The 22048-nt window shown below is 38.5% G+C and carries 18 protein-coding genes; 11 read left to right on the forward strand and 7 right to left on the reverse strand.

From position 1 onward, the window contains the following. Nucleotides 1-6: 6 nt before the first annotated feature. The 3 genes from AC1DG9_RS05830 to AC1DG9_RS05840 form a co-directional block, all read right to left on the reverse strand. Complete coding sequence (locus tag AC1DG9_RS05830) at nt 7-1911, reverse strand: hybrid sensor histidine kinase/response regulator (RefSeq protein WP_288883207.1); 1905 nt, start codon at nt 1909-1911, stop codon at nt 7-9. Between the two features lie 332 nt (nt 1912-2243). Further along, nucleotides 2244-3197, reverse strand: coding sequence for an NAD-dependent epimerase/dehydratase family protein (locus tag AC1DG9_RS05835; protein ID WP_246269348.1), 954 nt, complete (start codon nt 3195-3197; stop codon nt 2244-2246). 6 nt (nt 3198-3203) lie between these two features. Further along, complete coding sequence (locus tag AC1DG9_RS05840) at nt 3204-4064, reverse strand: sigma-70 family RNA polymerase sigma factor (RefSeq protein ID WP_288883208.1); 861 nt, start codon at nt 4062-4064, stop codon at nt 3204-3206. A 240-nt stretch (nt 4065-4304) separates the two neighbouring features. Here AC1DG9_RS05840 and AC1DG9_RS05845 point away from each other — a divergent pair, with 240 nt between their 5' ends. After that, nucleotides 4305-4784, forward strand: a complete 480-nt coding sequence (locus tag AC1DG9_RS05845) for an Lrp/AsnC family transcriptional regulator (protein ID WP_172659032.1) — start codon at nt 4305-4307, stop codon at nt 4782-4784. Nucleotides 4785-4857: 73 nt separating this feature from the next. Here the strand turns inward: AC1DG9_RS05845 and leuS are convergent, their stop codons facing one another. Continuing rightward, complete coding sequence (gene leuS / locus AC1DG9_RS05850; protein WP_288883209.1) at nt 4858-7656, reverse strand: leucine--tRNA ligase; 2799 nt, start codon at nt 7654-7656, stop codon at nt 4858-4860. Nucleotides 7657-7719: 63 nt separating this feature from the next. Further along, nucleotides 7720-8982 (reverse strand): chloride channel protein, encoded by a 1263-nt coding sequence (locus AC1DG9_RS05855; RefSeq protein ID WP_337717454.1) that lies wholly within the window; start codon nt 8980-8982, stop codon nt 7720-7722. A gap of 244 nt (nt 8983-9226) precedes the next feature. Here AC1DG9_RS05855 and AC1DG9_RS05860 point away from each other — a divergent pair, with 244 nt between their 5' ends. The 8 genes from AC1DG9_RS05860 (at nt 9227) to AC1DG9_RS05895 (ending at nt 17452) form a co-directional block, all read left to right on the forward strand. Then, nucleotides 9227-10105: a cell division protein FtsX gene (locus AC1DG9_RS05860; protein WP_337717452.1), complete on the forward strand. Its 879-nt coding sequence runs from the start codon at nt 9227-9229 to the stop codon at nt 10103-10105. Next, nucleotides 10105-10329, forward strand: a complete 225-nt coding sequence (locus tag AC1DG9_RS05865) for a DUF3098 domain-containing protein (RefSeq protein ID WP_048906395.1) — start codon at nt 10105-10107, stop codon at nt 10327-10329. The genes AC1DG9_RS05860 and AC1DG9_RS05865 overlap by 1 nt, the downstream gene beginning before the upstream one ends. Before the next feature lie 8 nt (nt 10330-10337). Further along, a complete protein-coding gene (locus AC1DG9_RS05870) occupies nt 10338-11132 on the forward strand; it encodes an undecaprenyl-diphosphate phosphatase (protein ID WP_172659028.1) in 795 nt (264 codons plus the stop codon). Next, nucleotides 11132-11857, forward strand: coding sequence for a tRNA pseudouridine(55) synthase TruB (gene truB, locus AC1DG9_RS05875; RefSeq protein WP_477634400.1), 726 nt, complete (start codon nt 11132-11134; stop codon nt 11855-11857). The genes AC1DG9_RS05870 and truB overlap by 1 nt, the downstream gene beginning before the upstream one ends. Before the next feature lie 14 nt (nt 11858-11871). Beyond that, entirely contained in the window at nt 11872-12723 is an 852-nt protein-coding gene (locus AC1DG9_RS05880; RefSeq protein WP_246269346.1) for a YitT family protein, read from the forward strand. Nucleotides 12724-12735: 12 nt separating this feature from the next. Then, on the forward strand, nt 12736-13671 hold the full coding sequence (locus AC1DG9_RS05885; RefSeq protein ID WP_337717449.1) for a bifunctional riboflavin kinase/FAD synthetase: 936 nt from the start codon (nt 12736-12738) through the stop codon (nt 13669-13671). Nucleotides 13672-14145: 474 nt separating this feature from the next. Continuing rightward, a complete protein-coding gene (locus tag AC1DG9_RS05890; protein ID WP_337717447.1) occupies nt 14146-16368 on the forward strand; it encodes a cation:proton antiporter domain-containing protein in 2223 nt (740 codons plus the stop codon). Between the two features lie 46 nt (nt 16369-16414). Beyond that, the gene (locus tag AC1DG9_RS05895) at nt 16415-17452 is read left to right on the forward strand and encodes a DUF2157 domain-containing protein (RefSeq protein ID WP_477634401.1); all 1038 of its coding nucleotides are present in this window, start codon (nt 16415-16417) and stop codon (nt 17450-17452) included. A 5-nt stretch (nt 17453-17457) separates the two neighbouring features. Here the strand turns inward: AC1DG9_RS05895 and AC1DG9_RS05900 are convergent, their stop codons facing one another. Together AC1DG9_RS05900 and uvrA are read right to left on the reverse strand one after the other, a co-directional pair. Continuing rightward, nucleotides 17458-18039: a LysE family transporter gene (locus tag AC1DG9_RS05900; RefSeq protein ID WP_246269344.1), complete on the reverse strand. Its 582-nt coding sequence runs from the start codon at nt 18037-18039 to the stop codon at nt 17458-17460. A 53-nt stretch (nt 18040-18092) separates the two neighbouring features. Next, nucleotides 18093-20894, reverse strand: a complete 2802-nt coding sequence (gene uvrA / locus AC1DG9_RS05905) for an excinuclease ABC subunit UvrA (protein ID WP_337717445.1) — start codon at nt 20892-20894, stop codon at nt 18093-18095. Nucleotides 20895-21163: 269 nt separating this feature from the next. Here uvrA and AC1DG9_RS05910 point away from each other — a divergent pair, with 269 nt between their 5' ends. Then, nucleotides 21164-21739: an RNA polymerase sigma factor gene (locus tag AC1DG9_RS05910; protein ID WP_048906404.1), complete on the forward strand. Its 576-nt coding sequence runs from the start codon at nt 21164-21166 to the stop codon at nt 21737-21739. A gap of 98 nt (nt 21740-21837) precedes the next feature. Then, complete coding sequence (locus tag AC1DG9_RS05915; RefSeq protein WP_152542359.1) at nt 21838-22029, forward strand: hypothetical protein; 192 nt, start codon at nt 21838-21840, stop codon at nt 22027-22029. Nucleotides 22030-22048: the final 19 nt, after the last annotated feature.

The following is a 22048-nucleotide window of genomic DNA, read 5'->3' on the forward strand; positions in this document are numbered from 1 at the left end:
ATAAAATCAATGCAGGTATTGTCTGATCTTAGAATGCAGCTCTGTGGGACTAAATGGTTTTGCTACATAATCATCAATGCCAGCTTCTAAAATCTGTTTATTAATTTCTGTGAGCAGAGATGCAGTTAAAGCGATTATTGGAAGCTGCTTAAATTTATCATCGCCGATAGACCTTATTACTTTTGTTGCCTCATATCCATCCATTTTTGGCATTTCCAAATCCATCAATACAAGGTCATAATGGTTGTCTATTACCTTCTCAACTGCTTCAGTACCATTTACTGCGCAGTCTATGTGGAGCCCCCATTTTTGCATAAACTTACGGGCAACAATTACATTTATCTCGTTATCCTCAACCAAAAGTATCTTATAACCCGCAAGGCTCGAAAAATCAGAGACTACCCCAGGCACAGAAATATCGCCTGCCTTCTTTTTGCTTTTCTTAAATTGCAGATTAAATAAAAAACTAGCTCCCATGCCAACAGTACTCTTAACAGAAATACTTCCACCAAGTAACTCTATTATCTTTTTTGTTATTGCAAGGCCTAAGCCTGTTCCGCCAAAAACTCTGTTTGTATCGGAACTTGCCTGGGTAAAACTCTCAAAAATATAATCTTTCTTATCTGCATCAATACCAATTCCGGTATCTGTTACCGCAAAATCTATATCCACCAAATTACCCACTGCCCTGTTCAATGATAAATCAATAATAACAGAACCCGAACTTGTAAATTTAATGGCATTGCTTACCAGGTTATTCAATATCTGGGTTAGTCTTGTTGGATCGCCAATTATCATAGTTGGCAAATCTGAGTCTACCTTTACTTTAAACTTTAGCCCCTTTTCTTTTGCTGCCAAACAATGCGTTTCTTTAACATTATTTACCAGCTCTATTAGGTTAAAGTCAATCTGCTCAAATGAAATTTTTCCGGATTCTATTTTACTATAATCCAAAACATCATTTATCAGGTCCAAAAGATTCTCACTAGAGAACTTTAAAATCTTTAAACTATCTATCTGATCGGGCTTAGGGTTTTCCTGCAATAGCAAATTGGTCATACCTATTACCGCGTTCATTGGGGTTCTTATCTCATGGCTCATGTTAGAGAGGAACTGTTGTTTAGCCAGAGCCGCATTTTCGGCTACTTGTTTTGCCATCAGAAGCTCTCGTTCTGCCTGTTTTATTTCGGTGATATCTGTTACAGCTCCAACAACTCTTATTGTTTTACCATTCTCAACTATTGGAATACCAATGCTCCTAAAACACTTCTGAGTACCCTTAGGTATAAGTTCAATATTATATGGCAACTGATTTTCAATGGCATTTTTCATTCCCTCCCTAATTAACTCTGCACCATTGTCTTCATACAAAATTGCAGCATCATTTAGGGAAGTTGTTTCCTCATTAATCCCCAGTAATAGCTTCATGTTTTTTGTTCTGTAAACCAGGTCTGCTTCTATATCGTACTCCCATCCCCCCGTCTTACTTATTTCTTCTCCGGTATTTAGCAACTCAACTGTCTGCCCCAATTTTATCTTAGCCTTTCTTAGTTCCTGCTCCACATCGTTTTGCTGAGTGATGTCTAAAATGGAACCGATGACACCTCCCAAATCAAATGGATCCGGGCGAAGTGTAACATCAAGGAGTATAACTCTCCCTTTAATTTCCATGTCAGTGATAAATTTAAGCGATTCGCCTGCCAGTGCACGACGCATCCGGGTGCCAACAGCCGGGTACAATTCAAAGATATTTTTTCCTACAGACTCATTGTCTTTAACTCCAAACAGCTTTAAACCCAGGCCTACCGAGCGCGTAAATATGCCTTCTTTATTTATTCTGAAGATGACAACAGGAACGTTGTCGAGTAACATTTGAAAAAGATAAATCTTTTCTTCTATTGATTCTTGCATTGTTAGCGGCCAGCAAATAACAGTTTTTTATTGAACCATATTGCAATTTGYCCGCCAAAGTTTTATAAACACAAAAGCCGGCTTTAAGAAGCTGGCTTTTGTACCTTCTGTGTATGCTGTGCCTGCCCTTCGCGGATCACCCACTCACAGGACTTTTTTGTCAAAACAGACTTGAATTATTTTATAATCTAATTTAACGAATCTTATCCCAGGTTCTAGCAAATGTTATAAACAAATTAACATTTTTAAAGTCATAAAAAAAGCAGGCGCTCCATCCGGATACTGCCTGCTTTTGAACCTAAATTTACCAATTACTTCTAATTGTATTTTCTTTATGGATATACTTCAATATTACTAAGCATATCTTTCACCATTTTTTGCAAATCAAATGCAGGTTTCCAACCCCAATCTTTACTCGCTACACTATCGTCAATGCTTTGAGGCCAGCTGTCGGCAATCTGTTGACGGAAATCAGGAACGTACGAGATCTCAAATCCAGGCACCTCTTTAGCTATTTGTTCATAAATTTCTTTTGGAGTAAAGCTCAGAGCACTCAGGTTATAAGCCGTACGTACAGACAAAGACTCCGAAGGAGCATCCATAAGCTCCAATGTTGCACGTATTGCATCATGCATATACATCATTGGCAAAGCCGTATCTTCTTTCAAAAAGCAGGTATACTTTTCGCCCTTAACTGCGCTGTGAAAAATATCTACAGCGTAATCAGTTGTTCCACCTCCCGGCGCACCTGTATAACTAATAAGCCCCGGATAGCGCACACTGCGCACATCAAGTCCATGTTTTTCAAAATAATACTTGCACCAATACTCTCCGGCAGCCTTACTGATACCATAAATTGTACTTGGCTCAGTAACGCCCTGCTGAGGGCAATTTTGTTTTGCAGAATCAGGGCCAAATACAGCTATGCTGCTCGGCCAGAAAACTTTTCCTACTTTATATTTAACAGATAAGTCCAGAATACTTAATAAGCTTTCCATATTCAGGGTCCAGGCCGCCTGAGGATTACGCTCTCCGCTTGCCGAAAGCATTGCTGCCAAATGATAGATCTGCGTAAACTTATTTTCAGCGATAAGGCTTTCAAGTGCCTCCTTATCCATCACATTTAATTGTATATAAGGCTGTTTCTCAAAAGAAACATCTTCTTTGGGTCTGATGTCCGCAGCTAATACATTTTCCTTTCCGTATCTCTCTCGTAGTTCATCGGTTAGCTCCCTTCCAATTTGTCCAAGGGCACCAATGATTAGTATATATTCTTTCTGTTTCATGTTCATTTATAAATATTGTCTGAGGCGTTTTGCTCCCTCCTCCTTACCAAGGTTATGTAACGCTTGATATTTGATCTTTCTAACACTTTCTTTACTAAGGTCAAAAAGATCAGCAATGTCTTCAAGGTGCATTGCTTCGTTACCTTGCAGTCCAAAACTGAGCTGGATTATTCTGCGCTGTCTGTCTGGCAGTTGATTTAACAATTTCCTGAGGCTGTACTTTAGATCCTGAGATTGCAGTACTGTATCTGGCGCATCTATAGAAGTATCCTCAAGAAACACCAGCAAACCAGGTTTCTCTTCGTCATCACCTGCGGTATCCAAAGAAACTGCATGGCCCGGACTGTATTGATAGGCTTTTAATTTATCAAGTGCTATTCCGGTATATTCAGAAAGTTCCTCATCGGTAGGCAACCGTTCTAGTTTCTGCTCCATCTCCATTTCCGATCGCCACAATTCCTGTATATCATTAACCTGGTTCATCGGAAGTCTGATCATACGCTTGTAAGTACCAATGGCCATCATCATAGACTGGCGGATCCACCATACCGCAAAAGAGATAAACTTAAACCCCCGGCTCTCATCAAACCGTTCGGCAGCTTTAACCAAACCAGCATTACCTTCCGAAATAAGATCAGCAAGAGGCAAGCCCTGTCCCTCGTATTTTTTTGCTACCGAAACAACAAATCGAAGATTCGAATTTACAAGCCTTTGCAATGCTGAAAGATCTCCTGCCTGAATCTTACGTGCCAGCATTACTTCCTCTTCTGCACTCAACAATGGATACCCCGCAATATCATTCAGATACCTGCGAAGGGAATCATGGTCTCGTTTAGTAAAGGATTTCTCTATCTTGATTTCTCTCATGCTTAGCACATTGCAGCCTGCGGTTGCATGGGCTAAAGTTCTAAAGTTGATTTGTTATAACCTTGGATATTGGATTTATCCGCAAATTATTCATAACGCGCCCTTATCATCAGAATTAAATTTTGCCCTTAAAAAAAACTGTAAGTAATCCCCAAATTTTGTTGTCTTCCATTTGTTAATATGAGCTGAATGTTCTTTATTTGTATCACATCTAAACGTATATAAAGCTGTCGTGGTTATATGAATACAACCATCTTAGATCAGACCGATCTGGATATTCTTCGCCTGCTGCAAAAGGACGCAAGGCTTACTAATAAAGAATTAGCCCTTAAATTACATAAGGGGAGCAGCACTATGTTTGAGCGTGTGAGTCGGCTTAAAGATCTTGGATATATTACCGGAAGTGTCACACTAATAGACCGCAACAAATTTGATGAACTTTGGATATCCTTTACTCAGGTTCAGTTAAACGACCATAGCGGCGAAGCACTTATTGCGTTTCAAAACGAAGTAATCCGTTTTCCCGAAGTATTAGAATGCTACCATACAACAGGGGCTTTTGATTTCCTGTTAAAAATTGTGGTAAGTGATATGGCAGGTTACAATAAGCTAATTGTAGAGAAACTGGCAAAGCTTAAAAATGTAGGTTCGTTACAGAGCTGTTTTGTGGTTAATGAAGCGAAAAGAGAATTGGCCTATCCGTTAAAAGACAGAATATAAAGCCTTCGTCGAGATGACGAAGGCAGCAGAATGATGATAGCCACATTAGAACTAAGAAGGGCGTCGTATTACTCTAAATCACAATATTTACAATCCGCCCTTTTACTACAATTACCTTTTTAGGTGCTTTACCCTCAAGGTATTTCTGCACGTGTTCATCAGCTAAAACAGTTTCTTCAATCTCTTTAGGCTCTAATGCAAGGCTCAAGTTCATGTTTAAACGGGTTTTACCATTAACCGAGATTGGATAACTGAACTCGTCCTCTACCATATACGCAGGGTTAAACTCAGGATACTTAGCATAAGACAAACTTCCTGCATCGTGACCTAATAAAGCCCATAGTTCTTCACAAATGTGCGGTGCATAAGAAGCAAGTACAACAACCAAATCTTCAAGTATCTGGCGGTTCTTGCATTTTAAATCTGTAAGCTCATTAACGGCAATCATAAAGCTCGACACAGAAGTATTGAACGAGAAACGGTCAATATCATCCTGAACCTTTTTAATGATCTTGTGCAAAGCTTTCAATTCTGCTTTTGTTGGCACAGAATCACTAACATTAAACTGCCATGCCTCGTTATGGAATAGACGCCAGAATTTACGTAAGAACTTAAACACACCTTCTATACCATTAGTATTCCATGGCTTGCTTTGCTCCAATGGTCCAAGGAACATCTCGTACATCCTTAAGGTATCTGCCCCGTAGCTTTCGATCAGCACATCGGGGTTTACCACATTAAATTTGGATTTAGACATTTTCTCTACTTCCACTCCGCAGATGTATTTTCCATTCTCAAGGATAAACTCTGCATCAGCAAACTCAGGTCTAAACAACTTAAATTTCTCAATATTCAGAATCTCATTCTCTACAATATTTACATCAACATGCAAAGCAGAGGTTTTGTAATCCTTCTTTAAACCATGAGAAACCAAAGTATTGGTACCACGGCCTTCATCATCAACCACGCGGTATACAAAGTTACTTCTACCTTGTATCATCCCCTGGTTAATCAGTTTCTTAAAAGGCTCCTCTTCCTGCACATATCCTAAATCCTTTAAGAATTTATTCCAGAAACGGCTGTATAATAAATGGCCGGTTGCGTGCTCAGCACCACCAATATATAAATCAACATCTTTCCAGTAAGCAATTGCTTCTTTAGATGCAAAGTCTGAATCATTTTTAGCATCCATATAACGATACCAATACCAGCTAGACCCAGCCCATCCCGGCATAGTACTCAACTCATATTCGTACTGATCATCATAGCTCCAATCTTCTGCACGGCCCAATGGTGGCTCGCCTGTTTCAGTTGGAAGGTATTTATCAATTTCAGGAAGCATTAACGGCAGTTCCTCTTCTTTAATCAAATATGGCAGACCATTTTTGAAGTAAACAGGAATTGGTTCGCCCCAATAGCGTTGTCTGCCAAAAATAGCATCGCGCATTCGGTAATTTATCTTGGCTTTCCCTACTTCTTTTTCCTCTAACCAGGCATTTAAAGTTTGGGTAGCCTCAGTATAATTCATTCCGTTTATAAAACCAGAATTGATGTATTTACCCTCTTTGGTGGCATCTGCCTGATGCTCGATATCTTTTTGTGCATCAAGAATCTGTACAATAGGCAAATTAAAATGAGTAGCAAAAAGCCAGTCGCGCTGATCGCCACTAGGCACGCCCATTACGGCACCGGTTCCATAACCAGCAAGTACATAATCTGCAATCCAAAGTTGGATTCGTTCTCCACTTACCGGATTAATCACATAGCTACCTGTAAAAGCGCCTGATACGGTTTTTGTATCGGCCATTCGATCCAGCTCTGATTTCTTTTTTGTTTTAGCGATGTAAGCATTAATATCATCCAGTTGTGCTGCTGTAGTTAATGCAGTAACAAGTTCATGTTCTGGCGCTAAAACCAAATAAGACACACCAAATATTGTATCCACACGTGTGGTAAAAACTTCTATATAGTCTGCAATACCTTCAGGAGCATTTTCTATAGCAAATTTAACACTTGCCCCAACGCTTTTTCCAATCCAGTTACGTTGCATCTCTTTAACCGGCTCTGGCCAGTCAATTGTATTTAAGCCTTGCAGCAAACGCTCCGCATATGCAGAAATACGCATACTCCACTGCATCATTTTCTTTTGCTCTACCGGGTATCCGCCTCGTTCAGAATATCCGTCTTTCACCTCATCATTAGCAAGCACAGTTCCCAATGCAGGGCACCAGTTTACAGTACTTTCTCTTAAATAAGTAAGGCGATATTTTAATAATTCTTCCTGCTTCTCTTCGCTGGTCATAGTTGCCCAGTCGCTAGGCAGGAAAGATTTAACCTCTTCATCGCAAACCGCTTTTACATCGGCACTGCCCGAAGCATTAAATTTCTCAATTAACGTAGTGATATCTTCAGCTCTGTCTGTTTCCAGGTTATACCAGGAATTAAACAATTGCATAAAGATCCATTGAGTCCACTTATAATATCCCGGATCGCTGGTACGTACTTCTCTGCTCCAATCAAAAGAAAAACCAATTTTATCCAATTGCGCTCTGTAGGTATTGATATTCGTTTCGGTAGTTAAAGCCGGGTGCTGACCGGTTTGTATAGCATATTGCTCTGCCGGCAACCCAAAAGAATCATATCCCATTGGATGCAATACGTTAAATCCTTTTAATCTTTTATACCTGGCAAATATATCGGAAGCGATGTAACCGAGTGGATGACCCACGTGTAAGCCTGCCCCTGATGGGTAAGGAAACATATCGAGAACGTAAAACTTAGGTTTTGTTGTATCTTTTTCTGCTTTAAACGTTTGATTTTGAGCCCAGAACTTTTGCCACTTCTGTTCTATTTCTTTAAATTGGTAATCCATTACTGCTAATTCCTTTATATCCCGCGAAAATAAAGAAATTAAGGTGGTTACAGAAAAGTTTGGCTAAGAAGTTTTTATTTGCCTTCGGCGATGTACATCTGTAAGTGAAAATTTACCGAACAAAAAGTGCTTTGGCGCTTTGTTTTCGGAGGCATTATAGATGCTGTGCGCTCCTGAAATAAGGTATGCAACCACACAGGCCACAACAACATAAATACCACAGGAAATTCCAAAAAGTTCCATCGCCATTGCGCAGCAAGCCAGCGGAGTTTTTGCAGCACCGGCAAAAACAGCTGCAAAACCCATACCTGCCAGGAGCCCAACAGGCAAAGGCAGCCAGAATGAAAGTGCACTGCCTAGCGTTGCGCCAATAAAAAAGAGCGGAGTAACCTCGCCACCTTTAAAGCCTGCACCAAGCGTAACTGCTGTTAAGAGTATTTTTAAAGCAAAGTCCTGAGGTTTTGAACTTTGCAAAAAAGACTCAACTATGGTGGGTATACCTAAACCAAGGTATTTATAAGTACCTAACAACGAAACAATAGCAATAACCAATAAGCCCCCTGCAAAAGGGCGCATAGGTGCGTATTTAATATTTTTAAATATCAGAGATAATTGATGGGTCAATTTTACAAATATTACCGCAGCGATGCTGAAAAACACCCCTGCAATAGCGCTGTAGGCAATTCCTGTTAAAGAAAGCCGGGGAATTGAATCGATATGATAATGGGTATGCCCCACTCCCCATAAACTGGTAACATAAGCCGCTAAAAAAGCTGTTGCAAATGCAGGTATAACTGATTTGCACGGAATTTTGCCTAGTAACAACACCTCAATACCAAAAATGGCCCCGGCAATTGGGGTTCCAAAAACTGAGGCAAAACCAGCACTTAGACCTGCAATAAGAAGCACTATCCGCTCTTGCTTGCTCAAATGAAAAATTTTATGAAACTGATCTGCCGCAGCAGCCGACATCTGCAAAGCTGTGCCCTCCCTACCTGCAGAACCGCCAAAAAAATGTGTGGCAACAGTACCGATGAGCACCAGAGGAGCCATCCTGAATGGAATAATATCCTTAGGGTTATGGATAGTATCAAAAACAAGGTTATTACCCCGTTCAACACTTTTACCCGCATAATGGTAAATCAAACCAATTGCCAACCCTCCTAAAGGCAGTAAGTAAAGAATATACGGATGTTTGGTTCTAAAATTTGTTGCCAGATCTAATGATGTTAAAAATATTGCTGACATTGTGCCTGCCACGAAACTAAGTAAAATGATTATTAGCAACCACTTGCCTAATTTATAGATGAATTTCTTATCAATCATAATGCAAGTCAAATATAATACATTTAAAATTCTTAGGGGTAGGTCCACGTTGAGTCCACAGTGAGTCCACGTTTTTCTTAAGGAAAGGTGGACTCATCCTCGAACAAGTGTAGAACCAACGTAAACTCAACACTATTTAAACACAAATTCCGTTATAAGTTTTTGAAGTTTTGAAGTATAAAAGGCATATAATTTAAATTAGTTGCTTATATTTTTTATTTTCGCAAAACATAAAGACAAATACATGGAAGAATTTGAAGTGAGCGATGCTTCTAAGAAGACAAAAACCATTTATATTTCTACAATCTTCAGTATTGCATTGGTTTTATTAATGCTGGGCATGTTGGGCTTGATATTGGTACACGCAAAAAACCTTTCCAATTACGTGAAGGAAAATATTGTGCTAAACATAATTGTAGATGAAGGCGCCAAAGAAACAGATGTGTTGCAGTTTCAAAAGGAACTTAATGCCAATCCGGCTATTAAGACCACTCAATATGTAAATAAGGAAATGGCAGCCAGAAACTTAACTAACGACCTTGGCGAAGATTTTGTTAATTTTCTTGGTTACAACCCTTTACTGTCAACAGTTGATGTATACTTAAAAGCAAATTACGCAAACAACAAAAGTATCGACACATTAAAGGCAAGTATAGCTAAAAACCATGTGGTTAAAGAAGTCATTTACCAGAGCTCATTAATTGATATGGTAAATAAAAACATCAATACCATAGGATTAATTATTCTGGGCTTTGCTGCTATTTTGTTAATTATATCTGTTGCATTGATCAACAATACAATAAGACTTGCCATTTATTCTCAGCGTTTTTTGATTAAAAGTATGCAACTGGTTGGGGCTACAAGAAGCTTTATCCGCAGACCTTTTATTTTATTAGCTGCTTTACACGGATTAATTGCGGCATTTATTGCCATCCTGATCTTACTAGGCATATTATATTATGCGCAGAGAGAGATCCCGGAAATTGTAATTCTTAGAAATTATACTGAATTTGGTATTGTTTTACTTGGCCTTGTGGGGGTAGGTATTTTTATTACTGCTATAAGTACCTCATTTGCCGTTAGCAAATATTTACGTTTAAAAATTTACGACCTTTACAGATAATGATAGAAAAAAAATCTACTCCTGTACATCAGGATTCAAAATCAGAATTAGTTTTCACAAAAAAGAACTATCAGTTATTGCTTATTAGCATAGCTATTGTTGTATTCGGCTTCATTTTAATGATAGGCACAACAGATATATACGACTTCAGAAAAACATTGCTTGCCCCTATGGTGGTATTAGCCGGTTTCGGTTTTGGAGTTTATGCCATATTAAAAAAATAGGTTAGCACATGAATTATTTACAGGCCCTTATCCTAGCTATAATAGAAGGGCTAACGGAGTTTTTGCCGGTTTCATCAACCGGCCACATGGTTATTGCCAGTTCCTTTATGGGAATTGGGAAAGATGAATTTGTAAAGCTTTTTGAAGTAGCCATACAACTAGGCGCAATCTTAGCCGTAGTGGTACTTTACTGGAAAAAGTTTTTTGATTTCAGTAAATGGCAGTTCTATATTAAACTAATCATTGCGGTTATCCCCGCTTTATTTTTTGGGTTCTTATTAAACGACTTTATAGACAACACTTTAGGCAATCCTATATTTATTGCAGTGGTATTGCTGCTTGGTGGTATTGTATTGTTGTTTATTGATAAGCTATTCAAAAATCAGACTGTCAATCACGAAAGCGAGATCAGTAACCTGACTGCTTTTAAAATTGGATGTTTTCAGGTGCTTGCTGTTGCATTTCCGGGTCTAAGCAGAAGTGCGGCAACAATAATTGGAGGTATGCAGCAAAAATTAACAAGACATGCTGCAGCAGAGTTTTCTTTTTTCCTTGCTGTACCTACTATGTGCGCTGCTACCGGCTACAAGCTTTTGAAAGGATATGAATTACTGAATGCTGAAAACGTTAAACTGTTGCTTTTCGGAAATGTTATTGCATTCATTGTAGCGATAATTGCAATAAAATCATTCATCGGATTTTTATCTAAACATGGGTTTCGGATTTTTGGCTGGTATAGAATTATTATAGGTGTTCTGCTTCTTGTACTATATTTTTCGGGAGTTGAAATGAACGTATTGTAATGAGTGAGGATAAAGAAGAACCGATAGTAACAAAAACATTTCCTGATTTTAATTTTGCCGAAGGTGAGCTATTACTCATCAATAAACCATACAAATGGACAAGTTTTGATGTAGTTGKGAAAATCCGCAACTCATTAAAACCTTTGAAATTAAAAGTTGGCCATGCCGGCACTTTAGATCCGCTGGCTACAGGTTTATTGATACTTTGCACAGGGAAACTGACTAAACAAATTGATACTTTTCAGGCCGAAGAGAAAGAGTATACCGGCACTATGGTTTTAGGTGCTACTACCCCATCCTTTGATCTGGAAACTGTTGCTGATCAGGAATTTCCTTTAGATGGAATAACAGAAGAAGCTATTTATGCCGCTACGGCTCCATTTATTGGCGATATACAACAATACCCACCTGCACACTCTGCTGTAAAAGTAAATGGAGAACGTCTTTATGTGAAAGCAAGAAGAGGCGAAGAAACAGAATTGCGTTTACGTAATGTGACCGTTTCTGCGTTTGAAATTACCAGAATAGCACTTCCCGAAATTGATTTCAGAATTGTTTGCAGTAAAGGAACCTACATCAGGTCATTGATTTCTGATTTCGGTAAGCAGCTTAACAATGGCGCATACCTGTCAAAACTTACCCGCACACGCAGCGGAAACTTTTTACTTGAAAATGCTTTTGAGGTAGCAGATTTAGTTAGCTATCTTAGACTTAAAAAAGAATAGCTATGCGTGGCCAGATGAAATCCAAAAAACTTAACATCGCCAAAAACATATTTTTAATAATATGTGGCATTGTTTCGGCTTGTTTTGGATTGAAAAGCTTTTTGCTGCCTAGCGGATTTATAGATGGCGGAGTAACTGGTATATCGCTGCTAGTTAGCAACATTACTAAACTCAACCTTTCCTATCTGATCATCATTATTAACATTCCCTTTGTTATTTTGGGATATAGACAAATCGGGAAAGTATTTGCCATTAAAACATCTGTTGCAATATCATTACTCGCTATTTTACTTATTGCAGCCCCGTTTAAACCGATTACTCATGATCCCCTGCTGATTGCTTTTTTTGGAGGTCTGTTTTTGGGAGGCGGGATTGGATTGGCCATGCGTGGCGGCTGTGTAATTGATGGTACAGAGGTATTGGCCCTATACATCAGTAAAAAGAGTACCCTAACTGTAGGTAATATCATTCTGATTTTAAATATCATCATCTTCGCAATCGCTGCAATATTTTTAGGTATAGATAAGGCATTGTACGCTATCCTAACTTATTTATCTGCATCGAACACGGTTGACTATATTGTAAATGGTATTGAGCAGTATACCGGTGTTACCGTGATCTCAGAAAAAAACGACCGCATTAAAAAATTCATTATCAACCAAATGAAACGGGGGGTAACAATTTATAAAGGCGAAGGAGGATACGGAGAAAAAAAGGATATAGACATACTTTATACTGTGGTTACCAAACTTGAAATGAGCAAGTTGCAAACTGCAATAAGACAGATCGATCCGGATGCGTTTGTGATTCAGCAACAAATTGCCGACATAAAGGGTGGCGTAGTAAAACGCCAGGCTTTACATTAATTTAAAACTACCTTGAAAATATATAATCACTTTTCGGAATTTAAGAAGCTAAACAACGCAGTTGCAACTATAGGAACTTTTGATGGCGTACATTTTGGCCACCAGAAAATTATTAAGCGACTGTGTGAACTTGCAAAATCAACTGGCGGTGAAAGTGTGATATTAACCTTTTTCCCCCATCCAAGGTTAATTATTGACCCAGAGAATCAGGATTTAAAAATGATCAACACGATTAATGAAAAGGCTAAAATATTAGGTAGTCTTGGTGTAGATCACCTAATTATTACACCTTTTACACGTGATTTCTCTAATCTGACACCTGCAGAATACATCCAGAACATTTTAGTTGATACAATTGGTATCAAACACCTGATTGTTGGGTATGACCATCGTTTTGGTAAGGATAGAAAAGGTGGTCTTCAGGATTTGGAAGCTTTCTCTAAGAATTTCAACTATAAAATTGAACAAATACCGGAACAGGATATTAATGATGTTGCGGTAAGCTCTACAAAAATACGTACGGCGCTGCTGGATGGCGACGTTGCACTTGCTGCCAATTACCTTGGCTACAACTTCTCTATTTATGGCAGGGTTATTAAGGGCGATAAAATTGGACGTACTATTGGTTTCCCTACTGCAAATATATTTGTTGAAGAAACTTATAAGCTAATTCCCTCTGATGGGATTTATGCGGTAACCGTTGAACTGAATAATCAGGTATTTAAAGGAATGGCATACATTGGTCAGCGCCCGACAATTAATGGAATGACCAGAAACATTGAAGTAAATATATTTGATTTTAACCAGGAAATTTATGGACAGGATATCAAGATGACCTTCCTCGAATTCCTCAGACACGACGTTAAATTTACAGGTCTGGAAGCATTAAAAGTACAGCTACAAAAAGACAAAGAAGCAACTTTAGAATATTTCAGAAAATCGTCATAACCTCATTTAAAGCCACTTTTATTCTAAATAAGGGCTTTTTTTTCGTATATTTACGACAATGAGGCCATTATTTACTCTTATACTAATCGTTTTTCTCCATCTTCTTTCTTTCCATGTAGTAAATGGGAAAGGTCTTGACGCGGAAAAAACTAAACATAGGGGATTGAGTATTAATGCAAAAAAAACGTTGGTTTTTAGCAAGAAAGGCAAATCATCACTTCAGAAAATATCATTCGAAGATCTTCCCGCGCTGCAACAAGTTGTAAAGAAAACCGCTTTTGGAATTTTTCTTCCTTTTAAGCGGCAGGACAATCACTTAGCCCTATGCCCACTGATTGGAAACTATTATAATTCTTTTTCATTTTCTAGTTACTCCTATATTTTTAATTTTTTGTACCCAAAACATGTTTTTTGGTAATTATAATTTATACTGCTGTTACACAATAAATTATACATTAAAAAATACGCGTTTCTATGATACATTTACCAGTATTAATTACTGATTTAGGTTTAATCCTTGCTGCCGCAGGGATAACTACTCTGCTTTTTAAAAGAATTAAACAACCACTAGTACTTGGCTATATTCTGGCCGGACTGCTTGTGGGCCCTCATATTAAATTTATACCGACTGTTACTGATAATGAAAGTATTCATATCTGGGCAGAGATTGGGGTTATCTTCTTATTATTCAGTTTAGGACTTGAGTTTAGCTTTAAAAAGCTGGTAAAAGTGGGCGGCTCCGCCTCTATAACGGCTATTGTTGAGGTTGTATTTATGTTGCTGATTGGGTTTGTAGCCGGCTTGGCTATGGGCTGGTCTACAATGGATAGCATATTCCTCGGGGGTATATTGTCCGTATCCTCTACTACAATTATCATTAGGGCCTTCGAAGAACTGGAAGTAAAGCATAAAAAGTTTGCAGGGCTGGTTTTTGGTGTGCTCATTGTTGAAGATCTTGTGGCTATTTTATTGTTGGTATTGCTATCAACGCTGGCCGTTAGTCAACAGTTTGCAGGAGCAGAGATGTTGATATCGATTCTGAAACTTTGTTTCTTCCTGGTCTTGTGGTTTATAGGAGGTATATTCCTTGTTCCTACTTTTTTAAAGGCTACAAAGAAATTAATGAACGATGAGACCATGCTTGTGGTTTCTATCGCTTTGTGTTTACTTATGGTATTACTTGCTGTTAAGGTAGGCTTCTCTCCTGCTTTGGGCGCATTTATCATGGGATCAATATTGGCTGAGACCACGCAGGCCGAAAGGATAGAGCACCTTACAAAATCGGTTAAAGACTTGTTTGCTGCAATTTTCTTTGTGTCGGTCGGTATGTTGATCAATCCGAGTATTCTGATTGATTATGCTGTTCCAATTGTTGTAATTACTTTGGCCACTGTTTTAGGGAAGTTCTTAAGCTCCGGATTGGGCGCATTGGTTTCTGGCCAGCCTTTAAAAACATCGGTACAAACAGGTTTAAGCTTAGCTCAAATTGGAGAGTTCTCTTTCATCATCGCGACCTTAGGATTAACTCTTAAGGTAACCAGCGACTTCCTATACCCTATTGCAGTTGCAGTATCAGCCATTACAACTTTTACTACTCCTTATCTGATTAAGTCTTCTGAACCTTTCTATTTATTTCTGGAGCGCAAACTTCCTAAAAAATGGGTGGAAGGCATCAACCGATATAGCTCAAGTACTGCCGGTATAACTACATTAAGTGATTGGAAAACGCTGCTCAAATCGTACACCTTTAACCTTATTATACACTCGGTTATTCTTATCGCCATAGTATTTTTGGGTTCCAAATACCTTCAACCATTTATAACCCAGAACCTGATTAATGGTAATAACGGCATTGTGATCAGCTTAATAGTTACCCTATTTATAATGACCCCATTCTTATGGGCCCTTGCCATAAGAAGAATTGAAAGAAAGGCTTATTCTCATTTATGGCTGAATAAGAAATATACCCGGGGGCCGCTAATTGCGCTTGAAATTTTACGTATTTCTTTGGCTATTTTCTTTGTTGGCATTTTAATTTATCAGTTCTATAGCACCTGGATTTCTATTGTTATTGCAATTGCCCTTATTGTGCTATGTATGTTTGTTTTCTCAAGAAGATTACAAGGTTTTTATAACAAACTTGAAAGCAGGTTTCTACTTAATCTGAATGCCAGAGAAGCTCAAAATGCACAGCCTGAAATATTGCCATGGGATACCCACCTGGTAGAGCTTACGGTTGCACCTGAATCAACACTTGTTGGAAAAACCCTTATCGACTTATCTGTAAGGGAAAAATACGGAGTTAATATTGCATTAATTGAACGCGGAAAAATTATGATCCCGACACCGGGAAGAGATGAACGGTTGTATCCTAATGATAAGGTTTTGGTAATAGGGACAGATGATCAGCTTGCGGCTATAAAAGAGCTATTTGAAGGAAGTATAGATGACAATTTGCAATCTAGCTTCCCTAAAGAAGATATGGCACTCCAAAAAATAGTGATCAACAGCAGCTCCCCTGTTTATGGGCAGACCATTCGCAATTCGGGAATACGGGAAATGACCCAGGGCCTTGTTGTGGGGATCGAAAGAAATGGCGAGCGGATACTAAATCCAGATTCGACACTTACATTTGAGAATGGCGACATTGTGTGGATTGTAGGAAACAATAAGAAAGTTCCTGAACTACTAAAGTAAATTACAGATTTTGATTTTAGGGTAACAGGATGTACCTTGTATCAAAATGAAAATTGATCAGGAAAAGAGTGACTTTTTAGACGAGATGCTAAATCATTGGCAAGAAGAAAAACTTTTGTCGCCGGATGACGTGAGCAGATTGCGAGGAAGTTACGAAACCAAAAGTTTCGACTGGCGCCGATTGGCCCAGTATTCTTTTTGGATAGCAATGGCCTGCGGTGTAATTTCGTTGGGCGCCCTTTTAATTGACAATAAGATTTTAAACTATCTGGAGCGGATTTTCACGGCCTCGGATGTAATGATTAGTGTTTTATCGGCAGCTGGTGCARCTGCCTTATACTATTTCAGCTTTAAAAGAAAAAGACTCAAATCGCACCTTGTATTTAGTAATGAGGCATTGGTTTTTACAGCGGTAATGTTAACAGCCAATGCTATTGCCTACCTGGGTAAAGCTATTGACAACGGCAATTCGCACTTCTCTTTGCTCATTTTAGCATCTGTATTTATATACGGCATATTGGCATATGTATTTAAATCAAGGCTGATATKGGCATTTGTATTGATATCATTAGGTGCCTGGTTTGGCACTGAAACGGGTTACCTATCGCGTTGGAACTGGTATTTTGTGGGAATGAATTATCCACTTCGCTTTGTGCTTTTTGGTTTATGCCTAACTGCCTTTTCTTTTATCATTAAGGACAATAAAAAGATGGGTATCTTTTTTCAGGTAAACTATGTCTGCGGCATGGTGTACCTTTTTGTTTCTTTGTGGCTGCTTTCGGTATTCGGTAACTTCGGCTCACTGGAAGAATGGTATTCAGTAAAGCAGCTAAGCTTGTTTTATTGGGGCATACTATCAGCTGCATTTTGTCTGATAAGTATTTACATCGGCTTAAAATACAGAGACGATATTGCAAGGGAATTTGGAATTACCTTTCTATTTATAAACCTTTACACCAGGTACTTTGAATACTTCTGGGATAGCTGGCACAAAGCCCTCTTCTTTTGCGTACTGGCGGCCTCATTCTGGTTCATTGGGCGCAGAGCAGAAAAGATCTGGAATCTTGAATTTTTGAAGAAGTAGTATACTTATTTTATAAAGTGTATATATACTATTTTACATACGTGATAGGCTGACAATGCAAAGAAAAGCAGCGCAATTCCTTTGTTTACAATATAGCTACTTAGCGCAAATTTCTCTTGAATGTACTGGGCAAAGCGGGCAAAACCATATAATGCCAGGCCGGCACCAATACCCGACCCAATACTAAAAACAGATAAAGAAAGATAACCGATATCTATCCACTCGTGCGATATTAAGTACGTACCTACGAATAGCCAGTAGGGTATTTGCATTGGGTTAACAACACCCAAAAGTAAACCATATTTTATGCTGTCTTTCTTTGAGTAATCGGCTTTAGGCATTTCCTTACGCGACCTCCAGGTAATTACACCTAATATCCCAAACATGAAAACCATGATTACATCAATGATGTTATCCAGCTGAATTTCGCTGGATAGCCATTGCACAAAACGCATCACCCCAAAAGTGAAGAGTATTTCGACAGTTGAAAACGCCATGATAAAGTACAATGCCTGGCGAAGCCCCCTTGTTATCGTGATCTGAACTACAGTAAGATTAATATTCCCCGGTGGTATGTATCCAACCATATTCAAAATTATCCCGAGAAAGAGTGTTAAAAAAAGCATGCGCGAAGATACAATTATTTCAAATGGGCTTTTAAATACTTGGCAGTGTAAGATGATTTTACTGGTAAAAGATCTTCAGGTGTGCCTTCAAAAACAATGTTACCTCCTTTATCTCCACCTTCCGGACCAATGTCTATTACCCAATCAGCAGATTTTATCATGTCCATATTATGCTCTATAACCAAAATTGTATTCCCCTGCTCTATTAGAGTATTAAGGGCAATTAAAAGTTTTTTAATATCATGAAAATGCAATCCTGTGGTCGGTTCATCAAATATAAATAATGTTTTATTGGCATTATTTCCTTTAATTAAGAATGAAGCAAGCTTGATACGCTGCGCTTCTCCACCAGAAAGTGTATTAGAAGATTGGCCCAAATGAACGTAGCCTAAACCTACATCTACCAGAGGTTGCAGCTTGTTTAAAATTTTGGGTTCGTTTTTAAAGAAGTCAACTGCTTCTTCGATTGTTAAGTCCAGAATGTCGGCAACGTTTTTATCCTGATAGGTGATATCAAGTACCTGTTGTTTAAATCTTCGGCCCCCACAGGTTTCGCATGGCAGGTAAATGTCTGCCATAAACTGCATCTCTATTTTCACCTCTCCTTCTCCCTGACAAACATCGCAACGGCCACCTTCAACATTAAACGAGAAAGCTGCAGGCTTTAGTCCGGAGGCTTTAGCTGCCGGCAATGCCGAAAATAGCGCCCTAACATCGTCCCAGGCTTTTACATAGGTTACCGGATTTGACCTTGATGATCGGCCAATTGGATTCTGGTCTACCATTTCAACCTGGCTAACCAGCTCGTAATTCCCGTAAATACCATCGTAGGCCCCGGTTTGCTCTCCGGCATAATTACCTATTGCCTTTTGCAGCGCGGGGTATAGTATTTTTTTAATCAGACTTGTTTTTCCAGACCCCGAAACACCACTCACCACTGTGAATACGCCCAAAGGAAATTTTACATCTATATTTTTAAGGTTATTTTCTCGGGCTCCTTTAATTAGAATATGATCTTTCCAACTTCTTCTTTTTTTAGGTACAGCAATTTGTTCTTCGCCGGAAAGGTATTTGCCGGTTAAGCTTTTTTTGTCTTTTATGATCTGCTCGTATGTACCACTAAAAACCAGGTTACCGCCATGCGTTCCGGCTTCCGGACCGATATCAATAATATGGTCGGCGGCCTTCATCATTTCTTCTTCGTGCTCTACTACAAGAACGGTATTCCCTACATTTCTAAGCGATACCAATACCTCGATAAGTTTATTCGTATCTCTTGGATGTAATCCTATACTTGGTTCGTCAAGAACATAAATGGAGCCTACCAAGCTACTTCCTAAAGAGGTAGCCAGGTTAATACGCTGAGACTCGCCACCAGAAAGTGTATTAGACAACCTGTTGAGCGTTAAATAGCCCAGGCCAACATTATTAAGGTATAGCACACGACTGCTCACCTCGGCCAATAAACGTTTGGCTATTTTCTCGTCATTTGACGAAAGGTTTAAATTATCAAAGAAATCAAGTATGGTCGATAAAGGCATCAAAACGATGTCGATTATCGACTTGTCATTGATCTTTACATAAGAAGCATCTTTGCGTAACCTGGAGCCTTTACAATCAGGACATGATGTTTTTCCCCTGTAGCGAGATAGCATTACGCGATATTGGATTTTAAAAGTCTGCTCTTCCAGCTCTTTAAAAAAAGCATCCAAACCTTCAAAATACTTATTACCAGTCCATAATAGCCTCTGTTCCTTTTCGGTTAATTCATTAAATGGCCTGTGAATCGGAAAATCAAATTTGGAAGAGGCTTTAACAAGTTTGTTTAGCCACTCCTTCATTTTCTCGCCGCGCCATGGCGCAATTGCATTATCAAAAACGCTTTTGCTTTTATCGGGAATAACTAAGTCCTCATCTATTCCTATTACATTTCCGTATCCCTCGCACCTTTTGCAGGCTCCGTATGGGTTATTGAAACTAAAGAAATTTGGTGTAGGCTCATCAAAACGGATTCCATCGAGTTCAAAACGGTCGCAGAAGTTAGTTAATTTACCTTCATGCTCCACATAACAATCGCCCTTTCCTTCAAAGAAGGCTGTTTGTACTGAGTCGGCGATACGGCTTAATGTCTCTTCATCAGAGTTGACAACAATCCGGTCAATCAGAATCTTGATGGTATTTTCGTCTTTTAATTCGAAATCTTTGAAGGTCTCATCCTCAAGGATCGTTTCAATCTTATGAACTTTGTCCTGATATGAAATTCTAAGAAACCCCTTTTGTAAAAGTACAGCCAGCTCTTCTTTTACAGATCTGTTATTGTGCGGAAATAATGGGCAAAATATTGTAACTGTACTGTCCTCCTCCAGTTTAGATATAAAATCAACGACGGTAGTAACTGTATCCTTTTTTACTACTTTACCAGAAACGGGAGAATATGTTTTACCTATTCTTGAAAACAGAAGTTTAAGATAATCGTAAATTTCTGTTGAGGTACCTACAGTTGACCTGGGGTTTGAGGTAATTACTTTCTGTTCTATAGCAATAGCCGGGGCAATTCCTTTTATATAATCTACATCAGGTTTATTCATTCTTCCCATAAACTGACGAGCATAAGAAGACAAACTCTCAACGTATCTCCTCTGACCTTCAGCATATAGTGTATCGAATGCCAAAGACGACTTGCCCGACCCCGACATTCCGGTTATTACAACCAGCTTATTTTTGGGGATGGCTACATCTATATTCTTTAGGTTGTGAACCCTGGCACCTTTTATGATAATATTTTTGTGTGGATCTTTGTCGATTTCGTTGCTCATTGATTTCGTGATAGAATATTGCTAATATACCCCAAAAAACGAATATTTGGCTTTTTGGGTGAATGCAAAAATAAGGCTCTGAGACCACTTTTATTTTTTTTTAACACTTTTTCTATTGAATTCTAATAAAAAAATGCTTCTTTTGAAATATATTAACTGAACAAAACACACCACCATCTTAAAAAACAATAGGAGAAATTATATCGAAACAAACATCTACTAAGTATTTTTTAGCATTTAAAGCAAGGGAATTTAGTTAGGATACTCCTATGAAATTACAACAATATAGTGATCAAGATTTGGTGAAGTTGTACCTTACTGGTGATGAAGCCGTTTTGGAAGAACTTTTAAGAAGACACAAATCAAAAATTTATACCTCAATCTATTTATTGGTTAAAGACCAGTATTTGGCTGAAGACATATTTCAGGATGCCTTTATTAAGGTAATTAACACGTTACGATCTGGACGTTATAACGAAGAAGGTAAATTCTTGCCATGGGTAATGCGTATTGCACATAACCTGGTGATAGATTACTTTAGACGTGAAAAACGAGGACCTGTAATTACAAGCGCCGATGGCACTGATGTGTTTAATATGCTTCAGTTTCATGAAGAAAGCGCGGAAGACAGGATTTTGAGAGAACAAACTCATTTTGATCTAAGAGCGATGATTCATTTGTTGCCTGATGATCAGAAAGAAGTATTGATTATGCGTCATTATGCCGATCTAAGTTTTAAGGAAATAGCCGATTTAACTGACGTAAGTATTAATACTGCTTTAGGACGTATGAGGTATGCTTTGAGCAATCTTCGGAAGATGATGAAGGTTAAAGAAATATCCTGATATAGCCAAAAAAAGAAAATATAAAAAATTGTTGTTAGGGTTAAAATAAATTAATAATAATAGCGTTAATTAGTAAAACTAATATACGTTTATTGCTTATGATGGAAACCTCTACTTCAGTTAACAAACTAAATTACGGACAGAAAAAACAGGAAACAGTTCCTGCAGATGATGTTGAACCACAGGATTTATCGTTCTATGAGAACATTAAACCACAGTTGGACAGCTTAGCCAAAAACCCTTCTGAGACAACGATTTCGAAGATTTTAGCTTACTCAAGAGCCAAGTAATTTACAAACGAATTAAAGC

This window comes from Pedobacter sp. 05L430, assembly GCF_056397585.1.

What these genes read in the sequence shown, in the direction of transcription:
- AC1DG9_RS05835 (WP_246269348.1), bottom strand. Translation starts at nt 3,197, where the DNA reads ATGAAACAGAAAGAATATATACTAATCATTGGTGCCCTTGGACAAATT.
- AC1DG9_RS05910 (WP_048906404.1), top strand. Translation starts at nt 21,164, where the DNA reads ATGAAATTACAACAATATAGTGATCAAGATTTGGTGAAGTTGTACCTT.
- AC1DG9_RS05860 (WP_337717452.1), top strand. Translation starts at nt 9,227, where the DNA reads ATGGAAGAATTTGAAGTGAGCGATGCTTCTAAGAAGACAAAAACCATT.
- AC1DG9_RS05890 (WP_337717447.1), top strand. Translation starts at nt 14,146, where the DNA reads ATGATACATTTACCAGTATTAATTACTGATTTAGGTTTAATCCTTGCT.
- leuS (WP_288883209.1), bottom strand. Translation starts at nt 7,656, where the DNA reads ATGGATTACCAATTTAAAGAAATAGAACAGAAGTGGCAAAAGTTCTGG.
- AC1DG9_RS05900 (WP_246269344.1), bottom strand. Translation starts at nt 18,039, where the DNA reads ATGGTTGGATACATACCACCGGGGAATATTAATCTTACTGTAGTTCAG.
- AC1DG9_RS05870 (WP_172659028.1), top strand. Translation starts at nt 10,338, where the DNA reads ATGAATTATTTACAGGCCCTTATCCTAGCTATAATAGAAGGGCTAACG.
- AC1DG9_RS05845 (WP_172659032.1), top strand. Translation starts at nt 4,305, where the DNA reads ATGAATACAACCATCTTAGATCAGACCGATCTGGATATTCTTCGCCTG.
- AC1DG9_RS05880 (WP_246269346.1), top strand. Translation starts at nt 11,872, where the DNA reads ATGAAATCCAAAAAACTTAACATCGCCAAAAACATATTTTTAATAATA.
- AC1DG9_RS05855 (WP_337717454.1), bottom strand. Translation starts at nt 8,982, where the DNA reads ATGATTGATAAGAAATTCATCTATAAATTAGGCAAGTGGTTGCTAATA.
- AC1DG9_RS05915 (WP_152542359.1), top strand. Translation starts at nt 21,838, where the DNA reads ATGATGGAAACCTCTACTTCAGTTAACAAACTAAATTACGGACAGAAA.
- uvrA (WP_337717445.1), bottom strand. Translation starts at nt 20,894, where the DNA reads ATGAGCAACGAAATCGACAAAGATCCACACAAAAATATTATCATAAAA.
- AC1DG9_RS05830 (WP_288883207.1), bottom strand. Translation starts at nt 1,911, where the DNA reads ATGCAAGAATCAATAGAAGAAAAGATTTATCTTTTTCAAATGTTACTC.
- AC1DG9_RS05865 (WP_048906395.1), top strand. Translation starts at nt 10,105, where the DNA reads ATGATAGAAAAAAAATCTACTCCTGTACATCAGGATTCAAAATCAGAA.
- AC1DG9_RS05840 (WP_288883208.1), bottom strand. Translation starts at nt 4,064, where the DNA reads ATGAGAGAAATCAAGATAGAGAAATCCTTTACTAAACGAGACCATGAT.